Consider the following 20,859-nt stretch of genomic DNA (forward strand, 5'->3'; position numbering starts at 1 on the left):
CTTACCGTGGAGCCTCTGGCCAAAGTGTTTCGTGATGTAACTCTTGACCCAGGTCAGTTGTCATGGGCAGCCGCGAGGCCCTATAGTTACCCGACTGTCGCCACCACGTAGGCGACACTACGGCAAACGTCCACAACGGGCCTTCATGGTCCTGTCTCCAACGGAGTCCACAATGAAGCGCAAGCCTGATCTGGTCATGGCACTGGTGCTGGTCTTCGGTATCGGGGTCGTGGCGACCGGCTATGCCCAGGCACTGGCGGGAGCCTGAGGCCGCGGGATTGAGGTGACTCATCGATCTGACCGACGCCGCCTGACGACGGCCGATGCATCTGCATCGGCCGTCGTCATTTTTGTGACCAAGGGCGGTCAGGTCAGGGTCGAATCAGTCGGGCATCGCTTGCGATGGCATCCAGGGGAATATCCCAGGGGGCAGCAGGCAGTCGCGCGACCCGCTGACAGTCATGGGCCAGGCCGACCAGCCGGGGACGTGGCCCCGGGCGGCGGGTGAAGGCCAGGGTGCGGTCGTAGAAGCCGCCGCCCATGCCCATGCGGTGTCCTTGATCGTCGAAGCCCACCAGGGGCAGCAGGATAAGGTCCAGGGCCCAGGCTGGCGTTCGCCGGGCACGGTGTGCCCCGTGACGGGTCTCGGGTTCGGGTATGCCGAAGCGGTTGGTCACCATGGGCGTGCCGGGATGGTAGTGCACGAACCATAACTGGTTGCAGGAGAGCGGTTTCAGGATCGGCAGGTGGACGCGGCAGCCGCGGCTCTCGCACCAGTCTATCAGCGGGGTTGGGTCGATCTCGCCGTCATTGGGCAGGTAGAGTGCCACGCGACGGGCTCGCTGGAGCTCGGGCAGTCGGCGCAGTCGTCTGCACAGTCGCTCTGAGGCCTCCTGGCGTTGCCGGGGGGGCAGCTCGCGTCGGCAGCGACGCAGTTCACGTCTCAGCCGGCGACGGTCGTCGTCGGTCGGGGCGGGTGCGGCGATATCCTGCATGGGTATCATGTCGGATCGGGGTTCCCCAGAGTGCCGCTGTCGTTCTGGCCCTTGAACCCAGTGGTTCAAGGTGGGTGGCCGCAGCCAAACCGTCAGGCTTTCCGACGCACGGACATGCACACGGGTTCGGCTAGCATTTGGCCCCCTGGGTAATGCGCATAGGCTCGAGGGACGATAACGACTGGCAAACACCCCAGGGAACCCCTCCATCCTAACAGAGCCGCGGGCGGGGCCAAAGGGATGATTGCGCGCCGGCTAGCGGGTGGGGACGGCGTCCAGCGCCTTGTCGAGCCGAGCGGCGAGGTCGTTGAGGTTCTCCTCGCCGGCGCGCTGGTCGTCGAGGGCCTCGAGCAACTCGTGGGCAATATTGAGGGCGGCCATGATGGCGATCTTCTCTCGGTCGATCACCCTGCCCCGGGAGTGGATGCCCTGCATGGCTCGGTCGAGGTATCGGGCGGCCCGCTCGAGCTTGTCCTGCTCCTCCGGCGGGCAGGCAATGGAGTAACTGCGCTCCAGGAGGGTGATCTCGGTGGTCGGCCGTTTAGGCTCGGTCATGTCAGGCTCCGGCAAGGGCCAGTGGCAGGGTGAGTGCACACCGGGTGCGCGTCACGGGGGGCCGATGCGTTAACATCAAGGCCTGAAGATTAATGTCAGTCACTATAAGAGAGCGGTTTGCGGGCGGTCAACGCGCCCTGCGGCCCCACCAACGGATCTTGCCATGTCACTGATCAACGAGCGCCAGGACTTCTCGACCATCGCCGACACCTTCCTGCTCCACGGTAGCATGCAGTCGCCGGCCTTCCTCGACGGTCGTCTCTGTGCCTCCCTCGCCCTGCATGACATCAGCCCCGAGGCCTGGCTGGAGGAGGTCAGCCTGAGTCTCGGAGTCGAGCAGCCTCGCGACGAGCCCAGCGCCGAACGGCTGCTGGGCTGGCGGCGACAGACCCTCGATGCCCTGTCTGCTGCTGAACTCAACTTCGAGCCGCTACTCCCGGATGAGCTCTTCTCGCTCGCCGAGCGGGCTCGGGGCCTGCAGGAGTGGACCCTCGGCCTCCTCGAGGTGGTGGCCGATGCCGGTGACGAGCCGCGTCGTGCCTGGTCTTCGGCCTTGCGCGAGGCCCTGGAGGACCTCGAGGGCCTGACCGCCATCGAGACCGACCTCGAGGACAGTCCCGAGAACGAGAATGACCTCTTCGCCCTCACCGAGCATGCCCGCATGGCCGCCATGCTGCTGTATACCGAGCAGCACCCCGGCAAGCCCCAGGTCGAGCAGGTCGATGAGCCGACGCGCCACTGACCCGGCCGACTCACCCACTCTTTCAGGAGCCGTGATGCATCCCGTGATCCTGCCTCGCCCCGCCCAGATCACCCATGCCGAATACCGAGCCCGCCGACGGGTGCTGATGGAGCGACTGTCCGCCGACAGCGCCGTGCTGCTGCCGGGAGCCTCGCTGGTCACCCGCTCACGTGACAGCGAGTTCCCCTTCCGCCAGGACAGCGACTTCCACTACCTGACGGGCTTTCCCGAGCCGGATGCGCTGCTGCTGCTGCTGCCCGGCCGAGAGGACGGCGAGAGCGTACTGTTCTGTCAGGATCGCGACCCGGCGCTGGAGGCCTGGACCGGCATTCGCCTGGGCGCCAAGGGCGCCGTGCGCGAACACGGCATCGACCAGGCCTTCGAGAATGCCGAGCGCGACGCGCGGCTGGCCGGGCTGCTGGATGGTCGCAAGGCACTCTACCTGCCCCTGGACGATGCCGGGGCCCTGCAACTCGCCGAGGAGGTGCGCGGCGAGCTTTCCGGGCGCGCGCGCCGTGGGGCGGTAGCCCCGACCGTCTTCGCCGATGTCAGCGGGCTGGTCCACGAACAGCGTATGGTCAAGAGCGAGGCGGAGCTGGCACTGATGCGTCATGCCGGAGAGGTCTCCGCCCGGGCCCATGTGCGCGCCATGCGTGCCTCCCGCCCGGGGCTGGTAGAGCGTCAGCTGCAGGCGGAGCTCGAGCACGAGTTCCGCTGGCAGGGCGGCAGCGGGCCGGCCTACGCCAGCATCGTCGGTGGCGGCAGCAATGCCTGTGTGCTGCACTACATCGAGAATCACGCTCCTCTCCGTGACGGAGAGCTGGTGCTGATCGATGCTGGCGCCGAGTTCGATCTCTATGCCGGTGACATCACGCGCACCTTCCCCGTAAACGGTCGCTTCACGCCGGCCCAGCAGGCCCTCTACGAGGTGGTGCTGGCCGCCCAGGAGCGTGCCGTCGAGGCGGTCCGCCCCGGTGCCACCCTGGTGACGATCCATGAGGGTGTGGTGCATGACCTCACCGCCGGGCTCATCGAGCTGGGACTGCTGGAGGGTGATGTCCAGGCGCGCATCGCCGACGGCGACTACAAGCGCTTCTACCTGCACTCGACCTCCCACTGGCTGGGCCTTGACGTGCACGACGTGGGGGCTTACCGCCTCCAGGGCGAGCCCCGTGCCCTGCTGCCCGGCATGGTGCTCACCGTGGAGCCGGGGCTCTACGTGCCCGACGCCGACGATATGCCTGAGGCGTTCCGGGGAGTCGGCATCCGCATCGAGGACGATGTGGCCGTCACCCCCGAGGGACACGAGGTGTTGACCTCGGCGGTGCCCAAGCGGGTAGCCGACATCGAGGCCCTGATGGACACTGAGTGACCAGCATGAGTGAGGGTCTCGATGTATTTATGTAATGTACATTACGAAACAGCAGGATGATTGCCATGACGTCTACACGGGAGCAGCGGGTGGATATTGCCATCATCGGCGGCGGCCTGGTGGGGGCCAGCCTGGGCTGTGCCCTGGCACGGCGGATCGAGCAGATGGGACTCAGCATGGCAGTGATCGAGGCGGCGCCACTGGACCGGCAACTGGCCGAGCCCTGGCAGCCCAGCTTCGATGCCCGGGCCAGCGCCATTGCCTGTGGCTCGGCCCGCCACTTCGAGACCCTCGGTGTGTGGCACGCCATGGCCGAGATGGCGGCGCCGATCCGCACCATCCACGTCAGCGAGAGAGGCCGCCTGGGGGCGACCCGGATGCGTGCCGCGGAGCTGGGGGTCGAGGCACTGGGCTATGTGATTCCCAATGCATGGATGGGGCGGGTACTGCATGGCCGACTGGGCGAGCTGCCCCTGGCATGGCACTGTCCGGCGACGGTGGAGGAGATCGAGCCTCTTGCCGAGGGACACCGGCTGCGGCTGTCTGACGGCGGTGAGCTCCAGGCCGGCCTGACGGTGCTCGCCGACGGTGGTCGCTCGGGTCTCAAGGAGCGTCTGGGGATCGAGAGCCGCGAGCGGCCCTACGACCAGGTGGCGTTGATCGCCAGCGTGGAGGTCAGCCGTCCTCACGGGGGCGTCGCTTACGAGCGCTTCACTCCCGAGGGCCCCATCGCTCTGCTGCCCCTCCAGGGGCAGGCCATGGAACTGGTCTGGACCCATGAACGTGGCCAGGAGGAGCGACGTCTCGCGCTTTCAGATGGCGACTTCCTGGCCGAGCTGCAGCGTGCCTTCGGCGACCGCGCCGGGCACTTCCGGCGAGTCGGTCGCCGCAATGCCTATCCGCTCTCGCTGATCACTGCCCGGGAGACCGTGCGCCCGGGCCTGGCGGTGCTCGGCAATGCGGCCCATTCGCTGCATCCGGTGGCCGGTCAGGGTTTCAACCTGGCGCTGCGCGGGGTCATGGACCTGGTGGCGGCCATCGAGGCCGGCAGCGAGCGGGATGAGTGGCTTGGGAGCCCGGCGGTGTTGCAGGACTTCGAGGCACGCCGCGACAGTGACCGTCATGACGTCATCCGCTTCAGCGACGGCCTGATACGGCTATTCGGCCTCGACAACCCCTTGCTCTCCCACGCCCGGGCGGCGGGACTCATGGGGTTGAACCTGGTGGGTCCGCTGCGCCGCACCCTGGCGCGCCGGGCCATGGGTCTTGAGCGATAGAGCGGGAAACTGAACCCACAGCACGACCGCCGACATCGCATCCGGCGCCGTCACGAGGAGCAGCACTCATGGCCGTAGAGCTCATGACAGAAGGACTCACTACCGAAGCGCTCACCAGGGAGGAGCAGGGCCCCCCGTCCGGGCCGTTCGAGGTGATCGTCGTCGGTGGCGGCATGGTGGGCATCACCATGGCCTGCCTGCTGGGTAGGGCGGGGCTGTCGGTGGTCCTGCTGGACGCCCGCGAGGCCCCGCTCGATCGAGACGCCGTGGGTCGGGGGCGTCCCTCGATGCGGGTCAGCGCCCTTACCCCGGTGTCCCGGCAACTTCTGGAGGGGCTGGGCGCCTGGCAGGGGATTACCGCCCGTCGAGTCAGCCCCTATCGCTACATGCAGGTCTGGGATGGTGAGGGCAGTGGCGAGGTGAACTTCTCGGCGGACCAGGCCGGGGTGCCGGTGCTTGGGCATATCGTCGAGAACGACGTCACCCTGGCAGCGCTGGAGGCGAGCCTGGCCGAGCTGCCGACGGTCAAGGTGCAGTTCGGTGCCCGGGTGGCCGGACTCGAGACGGATGGCGAGAAGCGAGCAGTCGTACTTGAGGATGGCAACTGGCTCCAGGCCCCCCTGGTGGTGGCCGCCGACGGTGCCCGGTCTCCGCTGCGCGAGATGGCCGGCATCGCCGTCAGCGCGCGCGACACGGGCCAGGTGGCGGTGGTCACTACCGTATGCACGCGCCTCGGGCATGGCGGCGTGGCGCGCCAGGTCTTCCTGCCGACGGGGCCACTGGCCTTCCTGCCGCTGCACGTCGAGGGCAATGATCGTCACTGCTCCATCGTGTGGTCCACAACGCCGGCCGAGGCCGAGCGCCTGACGGCCGTGTTGGAGGAGGATCTCGGTCGGGAGCTGGGTGCGGCCATCGAGCATCGACTGGGGGAGGTGACGGTGGTCGACCAGGCCCTGGCATTGCCGCTCACCCAGCGTCACGCCGAGCGCTACGCTGGACCGGGATTCGCGTTGGTGGGGGATGCGGCGCACAGCATTCACCCGCTAGCGGGCCAGGGGGTGAACCTGGGATTGATGGATGCCGCGGTGCTGGCCGAGGAGGTGGTCGAGGGCCGGCGCCGGGGTCTGTCACCGGGAGACGAGCATGTGCTTGTGCGCTATGCCCGTCGGCGCCGCGGCGACAACGCGGCCATGCTGGCGCTGATGGACGGCTTCCGGCTGCTGTTCGGGGCGCGCCATCCGGCCCTGATGCTGGCGCGCAACCTGGGGCTCTCCGGGGTGGACCGTCTTGGGCCGCTCAAGCGGTTGTTGATGCAGCAGGCGACCGGACATCGCGGTCGCCTTCCCGCCTCCTGTCGCCCGCTCAGCCGCCGCGACGCTGGCTGAGCACCTCGAGGGCCTTGAGCAGGTTGAGGGCCTCGCCGAGCTGGTAGTCCTCGCGCAGCCGCTGGCTCACCTTGCTGCGGGCGCGCTGCGCATCCGGGGCGCTCAGGTGGCCCTCGAGGTCCGATTCCCGGACGTTCAGGCCGCTGCCCTCGGCCACCTGCAGGCGACCGCGGATCACCTCCACGTCCGGCTCGATTCCCTGGGCCTGGATCGAGCGGCCGTCGGGCGTGAAGTAGAGCGCCGTGGTGAGCTTGAGCCCCTCGCCGTTGCCCAGCGGCATGATCTGCTGCACCGAGCCCTTGCCGAAGCTCTGGGTGCCCATTACCACGCCGCGGCGCTGATCCTGCAGGGCGCCGGCGACGATCTCCGCCGCCGAGGCACTGCCGCCGTTGATCAGTATCACCAGGGGAACCTCGGTGGCCGCGGTCTCGCGGCCCGCGGAGAAGCGCATCGCGCTGTCCGGCAGGCGCCCCTCTGTGTAGACGATCAGACCGCTGTCGAGGAAGGCATCGGCCACATCCACCGCGGCCTGCAGCACCCCGCCGGGGTTGTTGCGCAGATCTAGCACCAGGCCATCGAGGGGACCGTCTCGCTCCAGTCGTCGCAGGGCATTGCCGACCTGTTCTCCGGTGCGGGTCTGGAACTGGCTGACCCGCAGGTAGCCGTAGCCGGGCTCCAGCAGTTCGCTCTTCACGCTTTGGGTGCGGATGACCTCACGGGTCAGGCTGACCTCCAGCGGAGCACTCTCGCCCTGGCGAAGGATGGTCAGGCGGATCTCGGTGCCCGGGTCGCCGCGCATCAGGTTGACCGCCTCCTGCAGCGAGAGCCGGTCGGTGGGGGTGTCGTCGATGCGCAGGATCCTGTCGCGGGTCAGCAGGCCAGCCCTCGATGCCGGGGTGTCATCGATGGGGGTGACCACCGTCAGCTGGCCCTCCTCGATGCCCACCTCGATGCCCACGCCCCCGAACTCGCCCTGGGTGGATTCGCGCAGGCTTTCGAAATCCTCGCTGTCCAGATAAGAGGAGTGGGGGTCGAGCTCGCTGAGCATGCCGCGCATGGCATTGCGCAGCAGGTCCTTGTCCTCGACCTCCTTAACGTAGGCGCGTTTGATGCGCTCGAATACCTCGGCGAAGGCCTGGATCTCGGCCACCGGCAGCTCATCGTCCTGATCCGCCGGTGCGCCCTGGGCGACGACGGGAAGGGGAGCGACGGCCAGCAGGGCGGCCGGCAGCAGCACCGACACCAGGCGGTGCATCACGGTGGACAGTGCGGCGGGACGTTGGGGCATGCAGACTCTCGCGGTTCCGTTGAGGGCATCCCAGCATAGCTCGCGCCCCGGCATCTTTGGAATAGCCGGACCTTACGGCTGGTTGGCGATCCAGCCCTGTGGGTCGATGGGCTCGCCGCCTCGGCGCACCTCGAAGTAGAGTCCCGGCTGGCTCTGGCCGCCGCTGGCCCCCACGGCGCCCAGTGGGTCGCCACGGGAGACCGCCGCACCGACTGCGGCGGTGAAGTGCTGCAGATGAGCATGCAGGGTCATCACCTGGTCACCGTGATCGACGATCAGCAGGTTGCCGAAGCCGCGCATCCAGTCGGCGAAGACCACCCTGCCCGGATGCACGGCCTTGACTGGGGTACCTTCGGCGGCGCGGATCAGCAGGCCATTGAGGTGCACGCCATCGCCGTTGTGGAAGGAGGAGGCGATGCTGCCCTGCACCGGCCAGGGCAGTTCGCCCCGAGTCTGCACGATGGCGGTGGAGGGAGGCGGGCGATCGAGGCGCGCCAGTCGTTCCTGCACCTCGCGCAGAGTCCGCTCGGCATGGGCGCGATCCTGGGCCAGCGTCGAAAGCCGGGCCTGCTCGGTCGTGAAGCGATCGTCCAGCTTGGCCACCAGTGAGGCCCGTTCCGCCACCTGCTCGGCCAGCGCTGCGCTGCGCTTTGCAACTTCCTCCACCACGGCCTCCAGGCGTTCACCGCGCTGTTCCAGTGCCAGGCGAGTGGCCGTGAGTTCCTCATCTAGGTCCTGGATCGCATCGAGGCGCTCGTGCCGAGCGCGTGCCAGGCGGTTGAGGTACTGCTGCAGGCGGTCGAGCCTGGCCGGGTCGTCCTGATTGAGCAGCAGCTTGAGCTGAGGGGTCAGGCCAAGGCGGTAGAAGGCGTCGAGCTGGACGCTCAGCGACTCGACCTGCTCGAGGCGCTCGTCGGCAAGCTGCTCGCGTCGCGCCTCGAGGTCTGCGATCTCATCATTCAGGCCGCGGCGCTCGGCCTGGAGGGTGTCGAGACGGCGATGGGTCTCGGCCAGTGTGGTCTCCACCTCGCGCAGGGCCTCGTTGGCCTCGTCACGTGCTTCCCGAGTGGTGGAGAGCTGTCCTGAGGCGGCTCGGATCTCCTCGCCGAGGGCATCAAGGCGCGCCTGGGCCTCCCGCTCGGAAGGCTCGGCGGCAAGTGGCGATGCCAGGCACAAGCCCAAGGCCAGGCATGCACCCAGCAGCATCCCAACCGGCGTCGCGGGACCCGTCGCCATCCTCTGGTTCCTGTGCCTGGCTCAGTCGAGCTCGATCAATACCCGGCCGGTCATCTCTTCGGGAATCGGCTGGTTCATCATCGTCAGCAGGGTCGGCGCGATGTCACAGAGCCTGCCATCGTCGTGCAGGCGCGCCGTGCAGGGTCCGACGTAGACCAGCGGCACCTCGAAGGTGGTGTGGGCGGTCTGGGGCGCCCCGGTCTCGGGATGGATCATCTGCTCGGCGTTGCCATGATCCGCGGTTACCAGGCAGGCGCCCCCGGCGCGCTGGATCGCCTCCACCACCCGGCCGACGCAGGTGTCCACGGCCTCGATGGCCTTGACGGCGGCGTCGAACTTGCCGGTGTGGCCGACCATGTCGCCGTTGGCATAGTTGCAGACGATCAGGTCGAATTTTCCGGAATCGATCGCCTCCACCAGGCGGTCGGTGACCTCCACGGCGCTCATCTCGGGCTTCTCGTCGTAGGTGTTCACCTCCTGGGGAGAGGGAACCAGCACCCGTTGCTCGCCCCGGTATTCCTCCTCGCGGCCGCCGGAGAAGAAGAAGGTGACGTGGGCATACTTCTCGGTCTCGGCGATGCGCAGCTGGGTGAGATCACGTTTCTCCATCACCTCGCCCAGGGTGTTGACGAGTTCCGCCGGGGGGAAGGCGGACGGGGCCGGGATGTCGGCGGCGTACCGGGTCAGCATCACCAGGCCATCGGTGGCAAGGGCCGGCCGTGCATGACGCTGGAAACCGCTGAAGCCGTCCTCGACGAAGGCGCGGGTCAGCTCCCGGGCTCGGTCGGCACGGAAGTTCATGAAGATGCCCGCATCGCCATCGGCCATGGCCACCTGGGCACCGTCGGGACGTATGCTGGTGGCGGTGACGAACTCGTCGGTCTCGTCGCGCGCGTAGGCCTGCTCGAGGCCCTGCTCGGCGCTATGCGCCGTGAACTCGCCCTCGCCCTCGGTGATCAGGCGGTAGGCCTTCTCGACGCGGTCCCAGCGGTTGTCGCGGTCCATGGCGAAGTAGCGACCGATGATCGAGGCCACGAAGCCGTTGTCTGGGCCCACCAGCTCGGCGAGGCGCGCATTGGTGCGCGCAAGCGATCCCATGGCACTCTTCGGCGCCGTATCGCGGCCGTCGAGGAAGGCATGGACCAGGATCCGCCGGGCCCCGCGACGAGCAGCCATCTCGGCCATGGCCAGGAAGTGCTCCTCGTGGCTGTGCACGCCGCCCGGCGAGAGCAGACCCAGCAGGTGCACGGCCTTGCCCGAGGCCACGGCGGCATCGATCGGCGCGGTCAGCGCGTCGATGGTGTCCAGCTCGCCATCCTCGACGGCCTTGGTGATGCGCGTGAAGTCCTGGTAGACGATGCGACCGGCCCCCAAGTTCATGTGTCCGACCTCGGAGTTGCCCATCTGGCCATCCGGCAGGCCCACGTAGCGGCCATCGGTATGGATCAGGGTATGGGGCTGTTCCTGCCATAGCCGGTCCATCACGGGGGTGTGGGCGGCGAGGACGGCGTTGTCGTTGGGCTCCTCGTTGTGGCCGTAGCCGTCGAGGATGATCAGGGCTACCGGACGCGGGGTACGGGGTTCGGTCATGGGGAGGGCCTCGTTGTCGTGGTCGCCCCCCGGCAGCCGCATGGGCCGTCAACGGGGTCGCGACTTGCATCTGCTTGCGGCATCATATCGCACGGCACCGCCGGCCGTCATTTTGGCCGGCGCCCGGGCCGCGGCTCGCCGTGGCTTCGTGTATACTGAGCGCCGCCGCGACTGTCCGGCCCCGTTTACCGTGCACCCGATAAAGAGTTAGCCGAACCCATGATCGATCAGCTGTTCGAATTCGTGCAGAATCATCCCCTGCTGGTGGGGGCCTTCCTGGTGGTATTGACCGCCTGGATCGCCTATGAGGTCCGCAACAGCAGCACCGGAGGCGTGAACTCAGGCGAGGCCACCCAGCTGGTCAATCGCGAGGACGCCGTGGTGCTGGACCTCCGCGAGGCCGGTGACTTCAAGGCGGGTCATATCGCCGGGGCGCGCAACATTCCCCAGAGCAAGCTCGACGATCGCATACGCGAACTCGAGAAGTTCAAGGCCAAGCCGATCATCGTCGCCTGCAAGCACGGCCAGAGCTCCGGCGTCGCCCAGGCCAAGCTCACCAAGGCCGGCTTCGAGCGGGTGCTCAAGCTCAGGGGCGGCATGGCCCAGTGGCAGGCGGATGGCCTGCCGGTCGTCAAGAAATAGGCGTCTTGCATCAGCGACGCATCACCGTCACCTATTCATCGCATATTAAGGACCTTTCCCATGGCGGAAGAGAACAACCAGAATGCCGGCGCCAACGGCCAGGCGGCCGGCCAGCAGGAAAAGCCGCAGCTGCAGTTCGCCCTGCAACGCATCTACGTCAAGGACCTCTCCTTCGAGGCGCCCAACTCGCCGGCGATCTTCCAGCAGCCGTTCAAGCCCAAGGTAGGCCTGGACCTGAACACCACCCATCAGCAGGTCGGTGAAGGTCTTTTTGAGGTGGTGATCAAGGTCACCGCCCAGGTCAACCACAGCGAGGAGGGCACCACGTCCTTCCTCGCCGAGGTCGAGCAGGCGGGCCTGTTCCGCATCAGCGGCATCGAGGGGCAGCAGCTCGACCATACGCTTGGGGCCTTCTGCCCCAACGTGCTGTTCCCCTATGCCCGCGAGTGCATCGACAACCTCGTCAACCGGGGCGGTTTCCCGCCACTGATGCTGGCACCGGTCAACTTCGAGGCAATCTACGCCCAGAAGAAGAAGCGCGAGGCCGAGCAGGGCCAGCCGTCGGGCGAGCAGGCGACCCAGTAAGCCGGGGCGCCTCATCGTGATCGATTGCCGCCCGTGAAGGCCCCGCGCATCCACGTCGCCGCCGACTTCAAGGTTGGCGGCGATGTCGTTCTGCCCGAGGGTCCCGCCCGCCATGTGGCCCGAGTGCTGCGCCTGGGTGAGGGCGCCGAGCTGCGCCTGTTCGATGGCCGGGGCCAGGAGGCCAGGGCGGTGATCGTCGAGGCTTCCCGCAAGCGGGTGCTGGCGCGGGTCGAGGCCGTCGAGAGCGGGCGCGGCGAGGCGCCGCTGTCGGTTCACCTCGGCCAGGCGATCTCCAAGAGGGATCGCATGGACTACGCCATCCAGAAGGCGGTCGAGCTCGGGGTCGCGGCCATCACCCCGCTCTACACCGAGCACGGCGACGTGCGACTCAAGGGCGATCGCGAGGCGAAGAAGCTGGCTCACTGGCAAGCCGTGGCCGCCAGTGCCTGCGAGCAGTGCGGCCGCGCGACCCTCCCGCCCGTGCATGCCCCGACCGGCCTGGCCGACTGGCTCGCCGGTCGCGACGAGGCGCTTCGCCTGGTGCTGCATCCCGGCACCTCAGGGGCCCTGGCACAGGCAGAGGCCCCTGCCACCGCCGCCCTGCTGATCGGCCCGGAGGGCGGGCTCGCAGAGGCCGAGATCGAGGCCGCCCGCACCGCCGGCTTTTCCCCCCTCTCTCTCGGTCCGCGTATCCTGCGTACCGAGACCGCGCCGGTAGTGGCACTGTCGTTGCTGCAGTTCCGTTTCGGGGATATCTGAGCCCCCGTGCCGACGCGGCCACCCTTCATTGGAGCCCCCCATGCCCGATTCCCGAGACCATCGCTCGTCGCGTCCTGCAGGGGCTCGCCACCATCGCGCCCCTCGGGCCGTCGTCGGGGAGGTGGCCTATCTGGAGGTGGTGACCGTCAACGAGACGGGCGCCTTCCTCGACTGGGGCCACCCCCGTGACCTGCTGCTGCCCTATGGCGAGCAGCGTTTCCGCCCCAGCGTGGGCCGGCGGGTGCTGGTGATGATCTATGAGGACCAGCAGGGCCGGCCGGTGGCCTCCCAGCGCCTGGATCGCTTCCTGGCGGATGAGTCCGAGGGCCTGGCATCGGGCGACGAGGTGGCGTTGGTGATCGCCGATCAGACCGACCTGGGGTACAAGGTGGCGGTGGATCACCGTTTCTGGGGACTGCTCTACCGCGATGACGCAAACCGGCCGCTGCGCCGCGGCCAGCGGCTCATCGGTTATGTGAAGCGGCGCCGTGATGATGGTCGCCTGGACCTGTCGTTGCTGCCGCCAGGCCCGACGCGTCTCGATGTGGTCGGCGAGCAGGTGCTCAAGGCCTTGCGCGAGAGCGGCGGCTACCTGACGCTGTGCGACGCCTCCTCGGCGGCGGAGATCAAGGCGCGGCTGGGCGTGAGCAAGAACGCCTTCAAGCAGGCCATCGGGCGGCTCTACAAGCATCGCCGGATCACCCTGGAGCCCGGCGGGATCCGCCTGGCACCGAGTGGTGAGGGAGCGGAGGACGACTGAGCGCCTTGGTGTTGTCCCGGGCCCTGCGGCATACTGCGGGCATCCATTCCCTGAACCCTGGAAGCCCTGCCCGATGAGCGAACGCCCTGTGAAGGTCGGCGTGGTGATGGACCCCATCGCCGATCTCACCTACAAGAAGGACACCAGCCTGGCCATGCTGTGGGCCGCTCAGGACCGTGGCTGGTCGCTGCACTACCTGGAGCAGGAAGACCTCTTCCTGCGCGAGGGGCGCCCCTTCGGTCGGCTGCGACGCCTCGAGGTGCATCGCGACCCCGGGCACTGGTTCGACCTGGGCAAGCCCGAGGTGGGGCCGCTGGCAGAGCTCGACGTCATCCTGATGCGCAAGGACCCCCCGGTAGACGGCCATTTCCTCAATGCCGTCTACCTGCTGGGATTCGCCGAGCGCGAGGGCGTGCTGGTGGTCAACCCCACCCAGGCGCTGCTGGAATGCAACGAGAAGCTGTTCGCCCAGCAGTTTCCCCAGTGCTGCACCCCGACCGTGGTCTCCTGCGATGCAGCCGTGCTGCGGGCCTTCCATGCCGAGCATGGCGACGTGATCTTGAAGCCGCTGGACGGCATGGGCGGCAGCGGGATCTTTCACGTGAGCCCCGAGGGCCGCAACCTCGGATCCATCATCGAGATGCTGACTGATCGTGGCCAGCGACAGATCATGGCCCAGCGCTACATCCCCGAGATCAGCGAGGGCGACACCCGGATCCTGCTGGTGGACGGTGAGCCGGTGCCCTTCGGTCTGGCACGGGTGCCCATGGCCGGCGAGACTCGCGGCAACCTGGCCGCCGGCGGCACGGGGGTCAGCCGCGAGCTCACCGCCCGAGACCACTGGTTGATCGAGCAGGTGCAGCCGGTGATCCGCGAGAAGGGGCTGATGTTCGTCGGCCTCGACGTGATCGGTGACTACATCACCGAGATCAACGTGACCAGCCCCACCTGCGTGCGTGAGATCGATGACCAGCGCGGCACCGACATCGCCGGCCTGCTGATGGATGCCATCCAGCGCCGTCTCGGCGAGCGGGGCTGACCCGGGAGGTCGGCGACCATGACCAGCAACCTCAGCGACCCCATCCAGTATGCGCCGGTGACTCATCCGCACCGGCACAGGCTGGCCTGGTCGCTGGCGTTGCTGCTGCATCTGGTGGTGATCGGGGTGGTGGCGAGCCGTCAGTTCGCCCCGGCCCCCGTGGAGCAGCCCAGTGTCGATGTGGTGCTGGTGAGTCGCCCGGCGCCGGTTCCCGTGGAGGCCGAGGCCATCGCCGAGGCCGACCAGGATGCCGCCGGCACGCCTCAGGATCAGGCACCCGCCGAGGCCCGGGCCGCTCCCATGGACGAGATGCCCCAGCTGTCGGCGGCCGAGCCCGAGGTGGACCCGGCCACGCCGACCGAGCCGCAAAGTGACGCGCGCCTGGATCCCGACCTTCCCACCGAGGCGCCCGAGCCATCGGCCGCCGAGGTTCCCCACGAGGCCCAGGCGATCCCCGAGCCACGCGACAGCGCTCCGCAGTCGGCCGACACCTCGGCACTGCTCACCGCCGCGGCCCCCTCGGCCTCCGGGCGCGACCTGCTCGCCCAGGCGACCTCCAGCATCCGTGATCAGGGCCTCTCGCCCGACTTCGCGGGCGAGCAGCCGGGCGAGGGGCGCCAGGCCGCACGGCAGGCGGCCGAGGCCCGCTATATCGACGATTGGACCCGCCGGGTCGAGGATTACGGTAACCGCGTGCACCCGGCGCCGCGTCAGTTGGAGGGGCAGCTGCGTATCCGGGTGGTCATCGGCCGCGACGGTCAGGTTCGCCAGGCAGAGGTGATACAATCCTCGGGACATGCCGAACTCGACCAGGCGGCCCTGGACACGGTGCACGGCGCCGCCCCCTACCGGCCCTTCGACCGGGGCATGGGCAACCTGGACAGCCTGTCCATCACTCGGGTCTGGCGGTTCGGCCAAGGCAATCATTACGGCGTGCAATAGGTCCGCCGGGGAGTCCCATGCAATCCGTGCAACACTTCGGCTTGAAAAACCATTTTCTGCTGGCGATGCCGCACCTGGAAGACCCCAATTTCGCCGGCAGCCTCAGTTATCTCTGCGACCATGACGAGAACGGCACCATGGGGGTGATCGTCAATCGGCCTCTGGAGCTGACTCTGGACGCCCTCTTCGAGCAGCTTGAGCTGGGGGGCGACGAGAGCCCCCATCGTGAGGCCCCGGTCTACTATGGCGGTCCGACTCACAAGGACCGAGGCTTCATCCTGCACCGTGGGTCCAGCGATCCCTGGGATTCCAGTATCCAGGTCGCCGAGGACATCGCCCTGACCACCTCCATGGACATCCTCCAGGCGCTGGCGGACGACAAGGGCCCCGAGCAGTTCCTGGTCTGCCTGGGCTGCGCCGGCTGGGAGGCCGGCCAACTGGAGGACGAGCTCAAGGACAACGCCTGGCTCACCGTCGAGGGCCGCGCCGAGATCCTCTTTTCCGTGCCGCCGGAACAGCGCCTGGGCGCCGCCGCGGGCATCCTGGGCGTCGACCTGAACCTGATGACCCGCGAGGCGGGCCACTCCTGATCTCGGGGAACTGATGATAAAGGGGGCGACCTGATGGCCGACGCCGGCGCGCGCCTGATCCTGGCCTTCGACTTCGGCACGCGACGCATCGGTGTGGCGGTGGGCAACGAACTGCTCGGCAGTGCCCGGGAGCTTGCGCCGCTGCCGGCCCGGGACGGCATCCCCGACTGGGCGCAGGTGGCCCGGCTGGTGGACGAATGGCGGCCGGATCTGTTCGTGGTGGGGTTGCCGCTCAACATGGACGACAGCGAGTCGGTCATGAGCACCCGGGCACGCAAGTTCGGCAAGCGGCTCTATGGCCGCTTCGGCATTCCCTGCGAGATGGTCGATGAGCGTGGCTCCACCCGCGAGGCCAAGGCGATCGCCCGGGAGGCCGGCCACCGCGGCAACTACCGGGAACACAGCGTCGACGGCATCGCCGCGGTACTGATCCTGGAGAGCTGGTTCGCCCGGAGAGAGGGATTACCGCCTCGCTGAGGCAGGGTGATCAGGCATCAAGCATCAGGCCGGGCCAGTGCCGGCGTCCATGTACTCCGTGGTGAAGTCGCCCACCGTGAGGCAGGTGAACTTCTCGATGAAGAACGCCAGGGTCGCCGGGCAACGGAAGCGCTCCTCGAAGGCCTCCTTGCTCCCTTCCCGCTCCCGCTCGACACTGGCCAGGTAGGTATCATCTGTCTTGCGAACCCTGACGATTGCCCGGCTGCCCTGGGCCTGTTTCTCGACCTTCAGCTCGCGCTGTTCCTCAAGCAGCTTGCTCAGTATTTTACCACCCTCGATTTCCTCGGCCGTGGCCCACAGGGGCTGGTCACGGTCGCCGTAGCGATACAGAAAGATCATCGGCAACACCGAGAAGATGGCCGTGGTGAGGCTCCAGGTCATCGCTGTGCCCGAGAGGTTCGCCGTAAAGACCGCGAGCAGCTGTGTGATGATGCCTAGGGCCAGCAGTCCTGCCAGGGGCCGCCACATTCGTGGGTTAAGGAATCCCCTGTCCAGGAAATACCCCCATAGGCCGATTACAACCACCGCTCCCGTGCCCAACTGGATCACGGCGGTAAGCGACCCTCCGCCCATCAGCATAGCGATGATGCCGATCAGGATCAGCAGGGTGTAGAAGCCACACAGCAACAGATACGCACGGTTAAGGTTCATCGGTCTTGCGTCTCCAGGTCTGGTCGCCATGGTCGGCGACGCGGATTGTAGTCCCCGCAGCATAGGTGATCGGCCACGACGTGCAGGCTGTTCAGAAGGCGGCGTCTTCAACGCCCACTGTCGGGGGCACGTACCAGGGAACGTCGCGAAGGTCTCGCTCGATGTGCTCCTCGACCTCGAGCAGGGTGGCGAAGATCGCCATGCGCACCGGGATGCCGTTGTCGGTCTGGCGGAAGATCGCCAGGCGCGGGTCACCGTTCAGGTCCACGTCGAGATCATTGGCCTCGGGCCGGCTGTCCCGGGGCAGCGGGTGCATGACGATGGTGGAGGCGTTGCAACGGCTGTCCAGGAAGGCGCGGTCCACGGTGAAGTCGCGCGAGAGGTTGAAGCTCTCGCTCATCTCGGCGGTGAAGCGCTCCTTCTGGATCCGGGTGGTGTAGACCACGTCAACGTCTGAGAAGTCGCCGGCCAGGCTCTCGCGGACCCCCACGGTCAGCCCCTGGCGGCTGACGCGCTCGATCAGGTGGTGCGGCATCTCCAGACCCGGCGGGGCCACCAGGGTGATGCGCATCGGCGCGTAGCGCGCCAGCAGCTTGATCAGCGAGTGAACGGTGCGCCCGTACTTCAGGTCACCGGTCATCAGCACGTGGGCATCCTGGAGCGTCTTGCCCTGGAGGGCGAACTCCTTGTCGATGGTGTAGAAGTCCAGCAGCGCCTGGCTGGGATGCTCGCCCGGGCCGTCGCCGGCATTGATCACCGGCACGTGGGTGGCGGCGGCGAACTCCGCCACCGAGCCCTGGTCCGGGTGGCGCATGACGATGGCGTCGCAATAACCGCTCATGACCCGGCTGGTGTCATAGAGTGATTCGCCCTTGGCCATGGACGAGAAGGTGAAGCCGGTGGTGTCGCAGACGCTGCCGCCGAGCCGGGAGAAGGCGGCATGGAAGCTGACCCGGGTACGGGTACTCGCCTCGAAGAAGAGGTTGCCGAGCACCGCCCCTTCCAGCACCCGGGTGATCTTGCGCCGCTGGGCGATGGGCTCCATCTGCCCGGCGACGCGCATGAGGTGGTCGATGTCGTCGCGGGACAGGGAGTCGATGGAGAGCAGGTGGGACATCACGGCGGCCTCGGTAAGGGGAACGGGCACTAGTGTAACGCCCTGGGGAAAGGGCTTCAGCCATCTCGCGACACGGGTACCCCGGTCGCCTACCAGGCCTCCGGCACCCGCCCGCCCAGTCTCGCGGTGATCTCGGCGGCGGTCTCGCGCACCAGCTGGCCGAGTTCCAGCAGCCGCTCCTCGGGAATCCTCGCCACCGGCCCGGAGACGGAGATGGCGGCCAGCGGGATGCCGTGCTCGTCGTGGATGCAGGCGGCCACGCAGTGCAATCCGATGGCATGCTCTTCACGGTCGCAGGCGAAGCCCTGATGGCGTATCTCGGCCAGCCCCTCACGCAGTGACTCGAGGCTGTGCAGAGTGTTCTCTGTGAGTCGCGCCAGGCCCCGCTCGTCGAGGATGCGCTCGACCTCGTCCTCGGGCAGCCAGGCCATCAGAGCCTTGCCCACGCCGGAGGCATGCAGCGGCGCCCGGGAGCCGAGCCGGGTGATCATGCGCATCATCTGCGGTGACTCGCTCTGGGCGAGAAACACCGCCGTGCCATCATCGCGCACGCCGAGGTTGGCCGTCTCGCCGGTCTGGGCCGTGAGGTGTCGCAGGAAGGGGCGGCTGGTGCCGACGAAGTCGCGCGCCTCGAGGAAGCTGTTGCCGATGCGGAAGGTCTTGACGTCGATCTTCCACACGCCGAGCTCGCTGTCCTGGCTGACGAAACCCTGGCTCTGCAGGGCCTGCAGCAGCCGGTGGGTGGTGGAGGGTGCGAAGCCCGCCTCCTCGGCCAGCTCAGACAGGGCCAGGCCGCCGGGGCTCGCCGCCAGGCGCTCGAGCAGGTTGAGCCCGCGAACCAGTGACTGGCTGTGGCCGCTGGTGCTCTTGCCTGAACCGGCGGGACGTCCCGCCGTCCTGCGCTTTCCTTCGCTCACCCGTTCTCTCCTGTCGCATGCTGGATCGGGCCTAGGATACCGAGTCGGCGGGGTGATGTCGCGGTTTCGGAAATGGCTTCCATCCGGCGATGATGCCGTGACCTCAGCGGTGTCGCCACTCGGGCGGACGCTTCTCGATGAAGGCATCGATCCCTTCGCCGGCATCCTCGGCCATCATGTTGCATGCCATCACCTCGGCGGCATAGGCGTAGGCCTCGTCCAGCGGCAGGGCGAGCTGGCGGTGGAACATCGCCTTGCCGGTGCGCACCGCGACCGCACTCTTGGCGCAGATGCTGGCGGTCAGCGCGCCTAGCTCCTCGTCGAGGGCCTCGTCGTCGGCGACACGGTTGACCAGCCCCCAGTCGCGCGCCCGATCGGCGTTGATGAATTCGCCGGTGAAGAGCATCTCCATCGCCCGCTTGCGGCCGACATTGCGCGAGAGGGCCACTGCCGGGGTGGAGCAGAACAGCCCGGCATTGATGCCCGAGACGGCGAAGCGCGCCGAGCGGGCCGCCACCGCCAGGTCACAGCTCGCCACCAGCTGGCAACCCGCCGCGGTGGCCAGTCCCTGGACCCGGGCGATCACCGGCACCGGCAGGGCGACGATGGCCTGCATCACCGCCGAGCAGCGTGCGAAGAGCCGCCGGTAGTAGGCCTCGTCGGGGGAAGCGCGCATCTGCTTCAGGTCGTGGCCGGCGCAGAAGGCGCGGCCCTCGGCGGCGACCACCACGCAGCGCAGGCGCTCTTCGCCGGCCAGCCGGTCGAGCTCTCCGCCCAGGGCCTCGAGCATCTCCTCGGAGAGAGCGTTGAACTGCCTCGGGCGGTTGAGCGTCAGGGTCGTGACGCCCTCGAGATCGTGGCGCCGTACCAGGGGGGTGTCGTCCTGCATCGTGGGGTCTCCGGGGTAAGGAACAGCCTCCAGCCTAGCGCCAGGCGCACCGCTTTCGTTAGTCTTGCGACCAAAGACGGTCCCCTTCCAGGAGTACCCATGAGCGATCCTTCTCCCACGTCCATCGCCCTCATGGCGGATCCCGCCCGCGCCGAGCACAAGGGCCTGCCCGAGACCGGCGCCCGGCTGCTGGAGGATGTGAGCCTGCCGGCGGCGGTGCTGCACGAGGCGCCGCTGGCCCACAACCTCGCCTGGATGCAGGGATTCTGCGACGCCCATGGGACGAGCCTGGCCCCCCACGGCAAGACCACCATGGCCCCGGCCCTCTTTCATCGCCAGCTCGAGGCTGGTGCCTGGGCCATCACTCTGGCCACCGCCCCCCAGTGCCGGGCCGCCTTCACCCATGGCGTGACGCGCCTGCTGCTGGCCAACCAGCTGGTGGGGCGGGCCAACATGGCCATCGTCGCCGAGCTGCTCGAGGCCGGCGCTGAGCTCTACGTGCTGGTGGACTCCGTGTCCAACGTTCGAGCACTGGGGAGCTTCTTCGCCGAGCGCTACCTGCGCCTGCCGGTGCTGATCGAGCGAGGCGTGCCCGGTGGGCGCTGTGGGTGCCGTGACCGCGGTGAGGTGATGGCGCTGGCCGAGGTGGTGGCCGACCAACCCGGCCTGGTGCTAGCCGGGCTGGAAGGTTACGAGGGCCTGGTCCAGGCCGAGACAGGCGTCTCCCGGGAGGCCGCGGTGGCGGCCTATGCAGCGGAAGTGGTGGACATCCTGGCGGCTCTGGATGAAGGCGGCTGGCTGGCGGTGGAGCGGCCGCTGGTCACCGCCTCTGGCTCTGCCTGGCATGACCTCGTCGCCGAGGCCTTCCGCGATGCCAGGCTGGACCAGCGGGTCCGGCGCGTGATGCGCCCCGGTTGCTATGTGACCCACGATCACGGCCTCTACGGCGAGTCCCAGGCTCGGGTACTGGGTCGGCGCCCGGCACTTGGAGAGGGGTTGCGCCCGGCTCTGGAGGTCTTCGCCTAGGTCC

At 68.0% G+C, this 20,859-nt stretch carries 22 protein-coding genes and 1 other RNA gene; 13 read left to right on the plus strand and 10 right to left on the minus strand.

What is annotated here, in order from left to right; translation table 11 throughout:
- Positions 1–371 precede the first annotated feature (371 nt).
- The 3 genes from ABE960_RS10220 to ABE960_RS10230 all read right to left on the minus strand — a co-directional run bounded on the left by ABE960_RS10220 (position 372) and on the right by ABE960_RS10230 (position 1,550).
- Complete coding sequence (locus ABE960_RS10220; protein ID WP_349762157.1) at positions 372–1,004, minus strand: 5-formyltetrahydrofolate cyclo-ligase; 633 nt, start codon at positions 1,002–1,004, stop codon at positions 372–374.
- 9 nt (positions 1,005–1,013) lie between these two features.
- A non-coding RNA gene (gene ssrS / locus ABE960_RS10225) (6S RNA) lies at positions 1,014–1,198 on the minus strand.
- A 52-nt stretch (positions 1,199–1,250) separates the two neighbouring features.
- The gene (locus tag ABE960_RS10230) at positions 1,251–1,550 is read right to left on the minus strand and encodes a cell division protein ZapA (RefSeq protein WP_349762158.1); all 300 of its coding nucleotides are present in this window, start codon (positions 1,548–1,550) and stop codon (positions 1,251–1,253) included.
- A 163-nt stretch (positions 1,551–1,713) separates the two neighbouring features.
- Here ABE960_RS10230 and ABE960_RS10235 point away from each other — a divergent pair, with 163 nt between their 5' ends.
- From ABE960_RS10235 to ABE960_RS10250, 4 genes are all read left to right on the plus strand, one after another.
- Positions 1,714–2,292 (plus strand): UPF0149 family protein, encoded by a 579-nt coding sequence (locus ABE960_RS10235; RefSeq protein ID WP_349762159.1) that lies wholly within the window; start codon positions 1,714–1,716, stop codon positions 2,290–2,292.
- Between the two features lie 34 nt (positions 2,293–2,326).
- Entirely contained in the window at positions 2,327–3,664 is a 1,338-nt protein-coding gene (gene pepP / locus ABE960_RS10240) for a Xaa-Pro aminopeptidase (protein ID WP_349762160.1), read from the plus strand.
- 65 nt (positions 3,665–3,729) lie between these two features.
- On the plus strand, positions 3,730–4,941 hold the full coding sequence (gene ubiH, locus ABE960_RS10245; protein ID WP_349762161.1) for a 2-octaprenyl-6-methoxyphenyl hydroxylase: 1,212 nt from the start codon (positions 3,730–3,732) through the stop codon (positions 4,939–4,941).
- A gap of 68 nt (positions 4,942–5,009) precedes the next feature.
- Positions 5,010–6,326, plus strand: a complete 1,317-nt coding sequence (locus tag ABE960_RS10250) for a UbiH/UbiF/VisC/COQ6 family ubiquinone biosynthesis hydroxylase (protein ID WP_349762162.1) — start codon at positions 5,010–5,012, stop codon at positions 6,324–6,326.
- Here ABE960_RS10250 and ABE960_RS10255 read toward each other — a convergent pair.
- From ABE960_RS10255 to gpmI, 3 genes are all read right to left on the minus strand, one after another.
- Positions 6,304–7,614: a S41 family peptidase gene (locus tag ABE960_RS10255; protein ID WP_349762163.1), complete on the minus strand. Its 1,311-nt coding sequence runs from the start codon at positions 7,612–7,614 to the stop codon at positions 6,304–6,306. The genes ABE960_RS10250 and ABE960_RS10255 overlap by 23 nt on opposite strands.
- A gap of 72 nt (positions 7,615–7,686) precedes the next feature.
- Positions 7,687–8,850, minus strand: coding sequence for a murein hydrolase activator EnvC family protein (locus tag ABE960_RS10260; protein ID WP_349762164.1), 1,164 nt, complete (start codon positions 8,848–8,850; stop codon positions 7,687–7,689).
- Between the two features lie 21 nt (positions 8,851–8,871).
- On the minus strand, positions 8,872–10,440 hold the full coding sequence (gene gpmI, locus ABE960_RS10265) for a 2,3-bisphosphoglycerate-independent phosphoglycerate mutase (RefSeq protein ID WP_349762165.1): 1,569 nt from the start codon (positions 10,438–10,440) through the stop codon (positions 8,872–8,874).
- Positions 10,441–10,659: 219 nt separating this feature from the next.
- Between gpmI and ABE960_RS10270 the strand changes: the two genes are divergently transcribed.
- The 8 genes from ABE960_RS10270 (at position 10,660) to ruvX (ending at position 16,234) form a co-directional block, all read left to right on the plus strand.
- Entirely contained in the window at positions 10,660–11,082 is a 423-nt protein-coding gene (locus ABE960_RS10270; protein WP_349762166.1) for a rhodanese-like domain-containing protein, read from the plus strand.
- A 60-nt stretch (positions 11,083–11,142) separates the two neighbouring features.
- Positions 11,143–11,667 (plus strand): protein-export chaperone SecB, encoded by a 525-nt coding sequence (gene secB / locus ABE960_RS10275; RefSeq protein ID WP_349762167.1) that lies wholly within the window; start codon positions 11,143–11,145, stop codon positions 11,665–11,667.
- A gap of 33 nt (positions 11,668–11,700) precedes the next feature.
- Complete coding sequence (locus ABE960_RS10280) at positions 11,701–12,426, plus strand: 16S rRNA (uracil(1498)-N(3))-methyltransferase (protein WP_349762168.1); 726 nt, start codon at positions 11,701–11,703, stop codon at positions 12,424–12,426.
- Positions 12,427–12,466: 40 nt separating this feature from the next.
- Positions 12,467–13,186 carry a CvfB family protein gene (locus ABE960_RS10285; protein ID WP_349762169.1) on the plus strand — a complete coding sequence of 240 codons (720 nt, stop codon included), beginning with the start codon at positions 12,467–12,469 and terminating at the stop codon, positions 13,184–13,186.
- Between the two features lie 73 nt (positions 13,187–13,259).
- Positions 13,260–14,225, plus strand: coding sequence for a glutathione synthase (gene gshB, locus ABE960_RS10290; protein WP_349762170.1), 966 nt, complete (start codon positions 13,260–13,262; stop codon positions 14,223–14,225).
- An 18-nt stretch (positions 14,226–14,243) separates the two neighbouring features.
- A complete protein-coding gene (locus ABE960_RS10295; protein WP_349762171.1) occupies positions 14,244–15,167 on the plus strand; it encodes an energy transducer TonB in 924 nt (307 codons plus the stop codon).
- Between the two features lie 17 nt (positions 15,168–15,184).
- Positions 15,185–15,757, plus strand: coding sequence for a YqgE/AlgH family protein (locus ABE960_RS10300; RefSeq protein ID WP_349762172.1), 573 nt, complete (start codon positions 15,185–15,187; stop codon positions 15,755–15,757).
- A gap of 33 nt (positions 15,758–15,790) precedes the next feature.
- Positions 15,791–16,234 carry a Holliday junction resolvase RuvX gene (gene ruvX, locus ABE960_RS10305; protein WP_349762173.1) on the plus strand — a complete coding sequence of 148 codons (444 nt, stop codon included), beginning with the start codon at positions 15,791–15,793 and terminating at the stop codon, positions 16,232–16,234.
- A 24-nt stretch (positions 16,235–16,258) separates the two neighbouring features.
- On the opposite strand, the gene ABE960_RS10310 is transcribed toward ruvX, so the two are convergent.
- The 4 genes from ABE960_RS10310 to ABE960_RS10325 form a co-directional block, all read right to left on the minus strand.
- Complete coding sequence (locus tag ABE960_RS10310; RefSeq protein WP_349762174.1) at positions 16,259–16,906, minus strand: hypothetical protein; 648 nt, start codon at positions 16,904–16,906, stop codon at positions 16,259–16,261.
- 91 nt (positions 16,907–16,997) lie between these two features.
- Positions 16,998–18,026, minus strand: a complete 1,029-nt coding sequence (gene pyrB, locus ABE960_RS10315; RefSeq protein ID WP_349762356.1) for an aspartate carbamoyltransferase — start codon at positions 18,024–18,026, stop codon at positions 16,998–17,000.
- Between the two features lie 86 nt (positions 18,027–18,112).
- Positions 18,113–18,940 carry an HTH-type transcriptional regulator BhcR gene (gene bhcR, locus ABE960_RS10320; RefSeq protein WP_349762175.1) on the minus strand — a complete coding sequence of 276 codons (828 nt, stop codon included), beginning with the start codon at positions 18,938–18,940 and terminating at the stop codon, positions 18,113–18,115.
- 103 nt (positions 18,941–19,043) lie between these two features.
- Complete coding sequence (locus tag ABE960_RS10325; protein ID WP_349762176.1) at positions 19,044–19,829, minus strand: enoyl-CoA hydratase; 786 nt, start codon at positions 19,827–19,829, stop codon at positions 19,044–19,046.
- Between the two features lie 99 nt (positions 19,830–19,928).
- Here ABE960_RS10325 and ABE960_RS10330 point away from each other — a divergent pair, with 99 nt between their 5' ends.
- Complete coding sequence (locus tag ABE960_RS10330) at positions 19,929–20,855, plus strand: alanine racemase (protein WP_349762177.1); 927 nt, start codon at positions 19,929–19,931, stop codon at positions 20,853–20,855.
- Positions 20,856–20,859 lie beyond the last annotated feature (4 nt).

Source organism: Halomonas aquatica (assembly GCF_040196335.1).
Classification (GTDB): domain Bacteria; phylum Pseudomonadota; class Gammaproteobacteria; order Pseudomonadales; family Halomonadaceae; genus Halomonas; species Halomonas aquatica.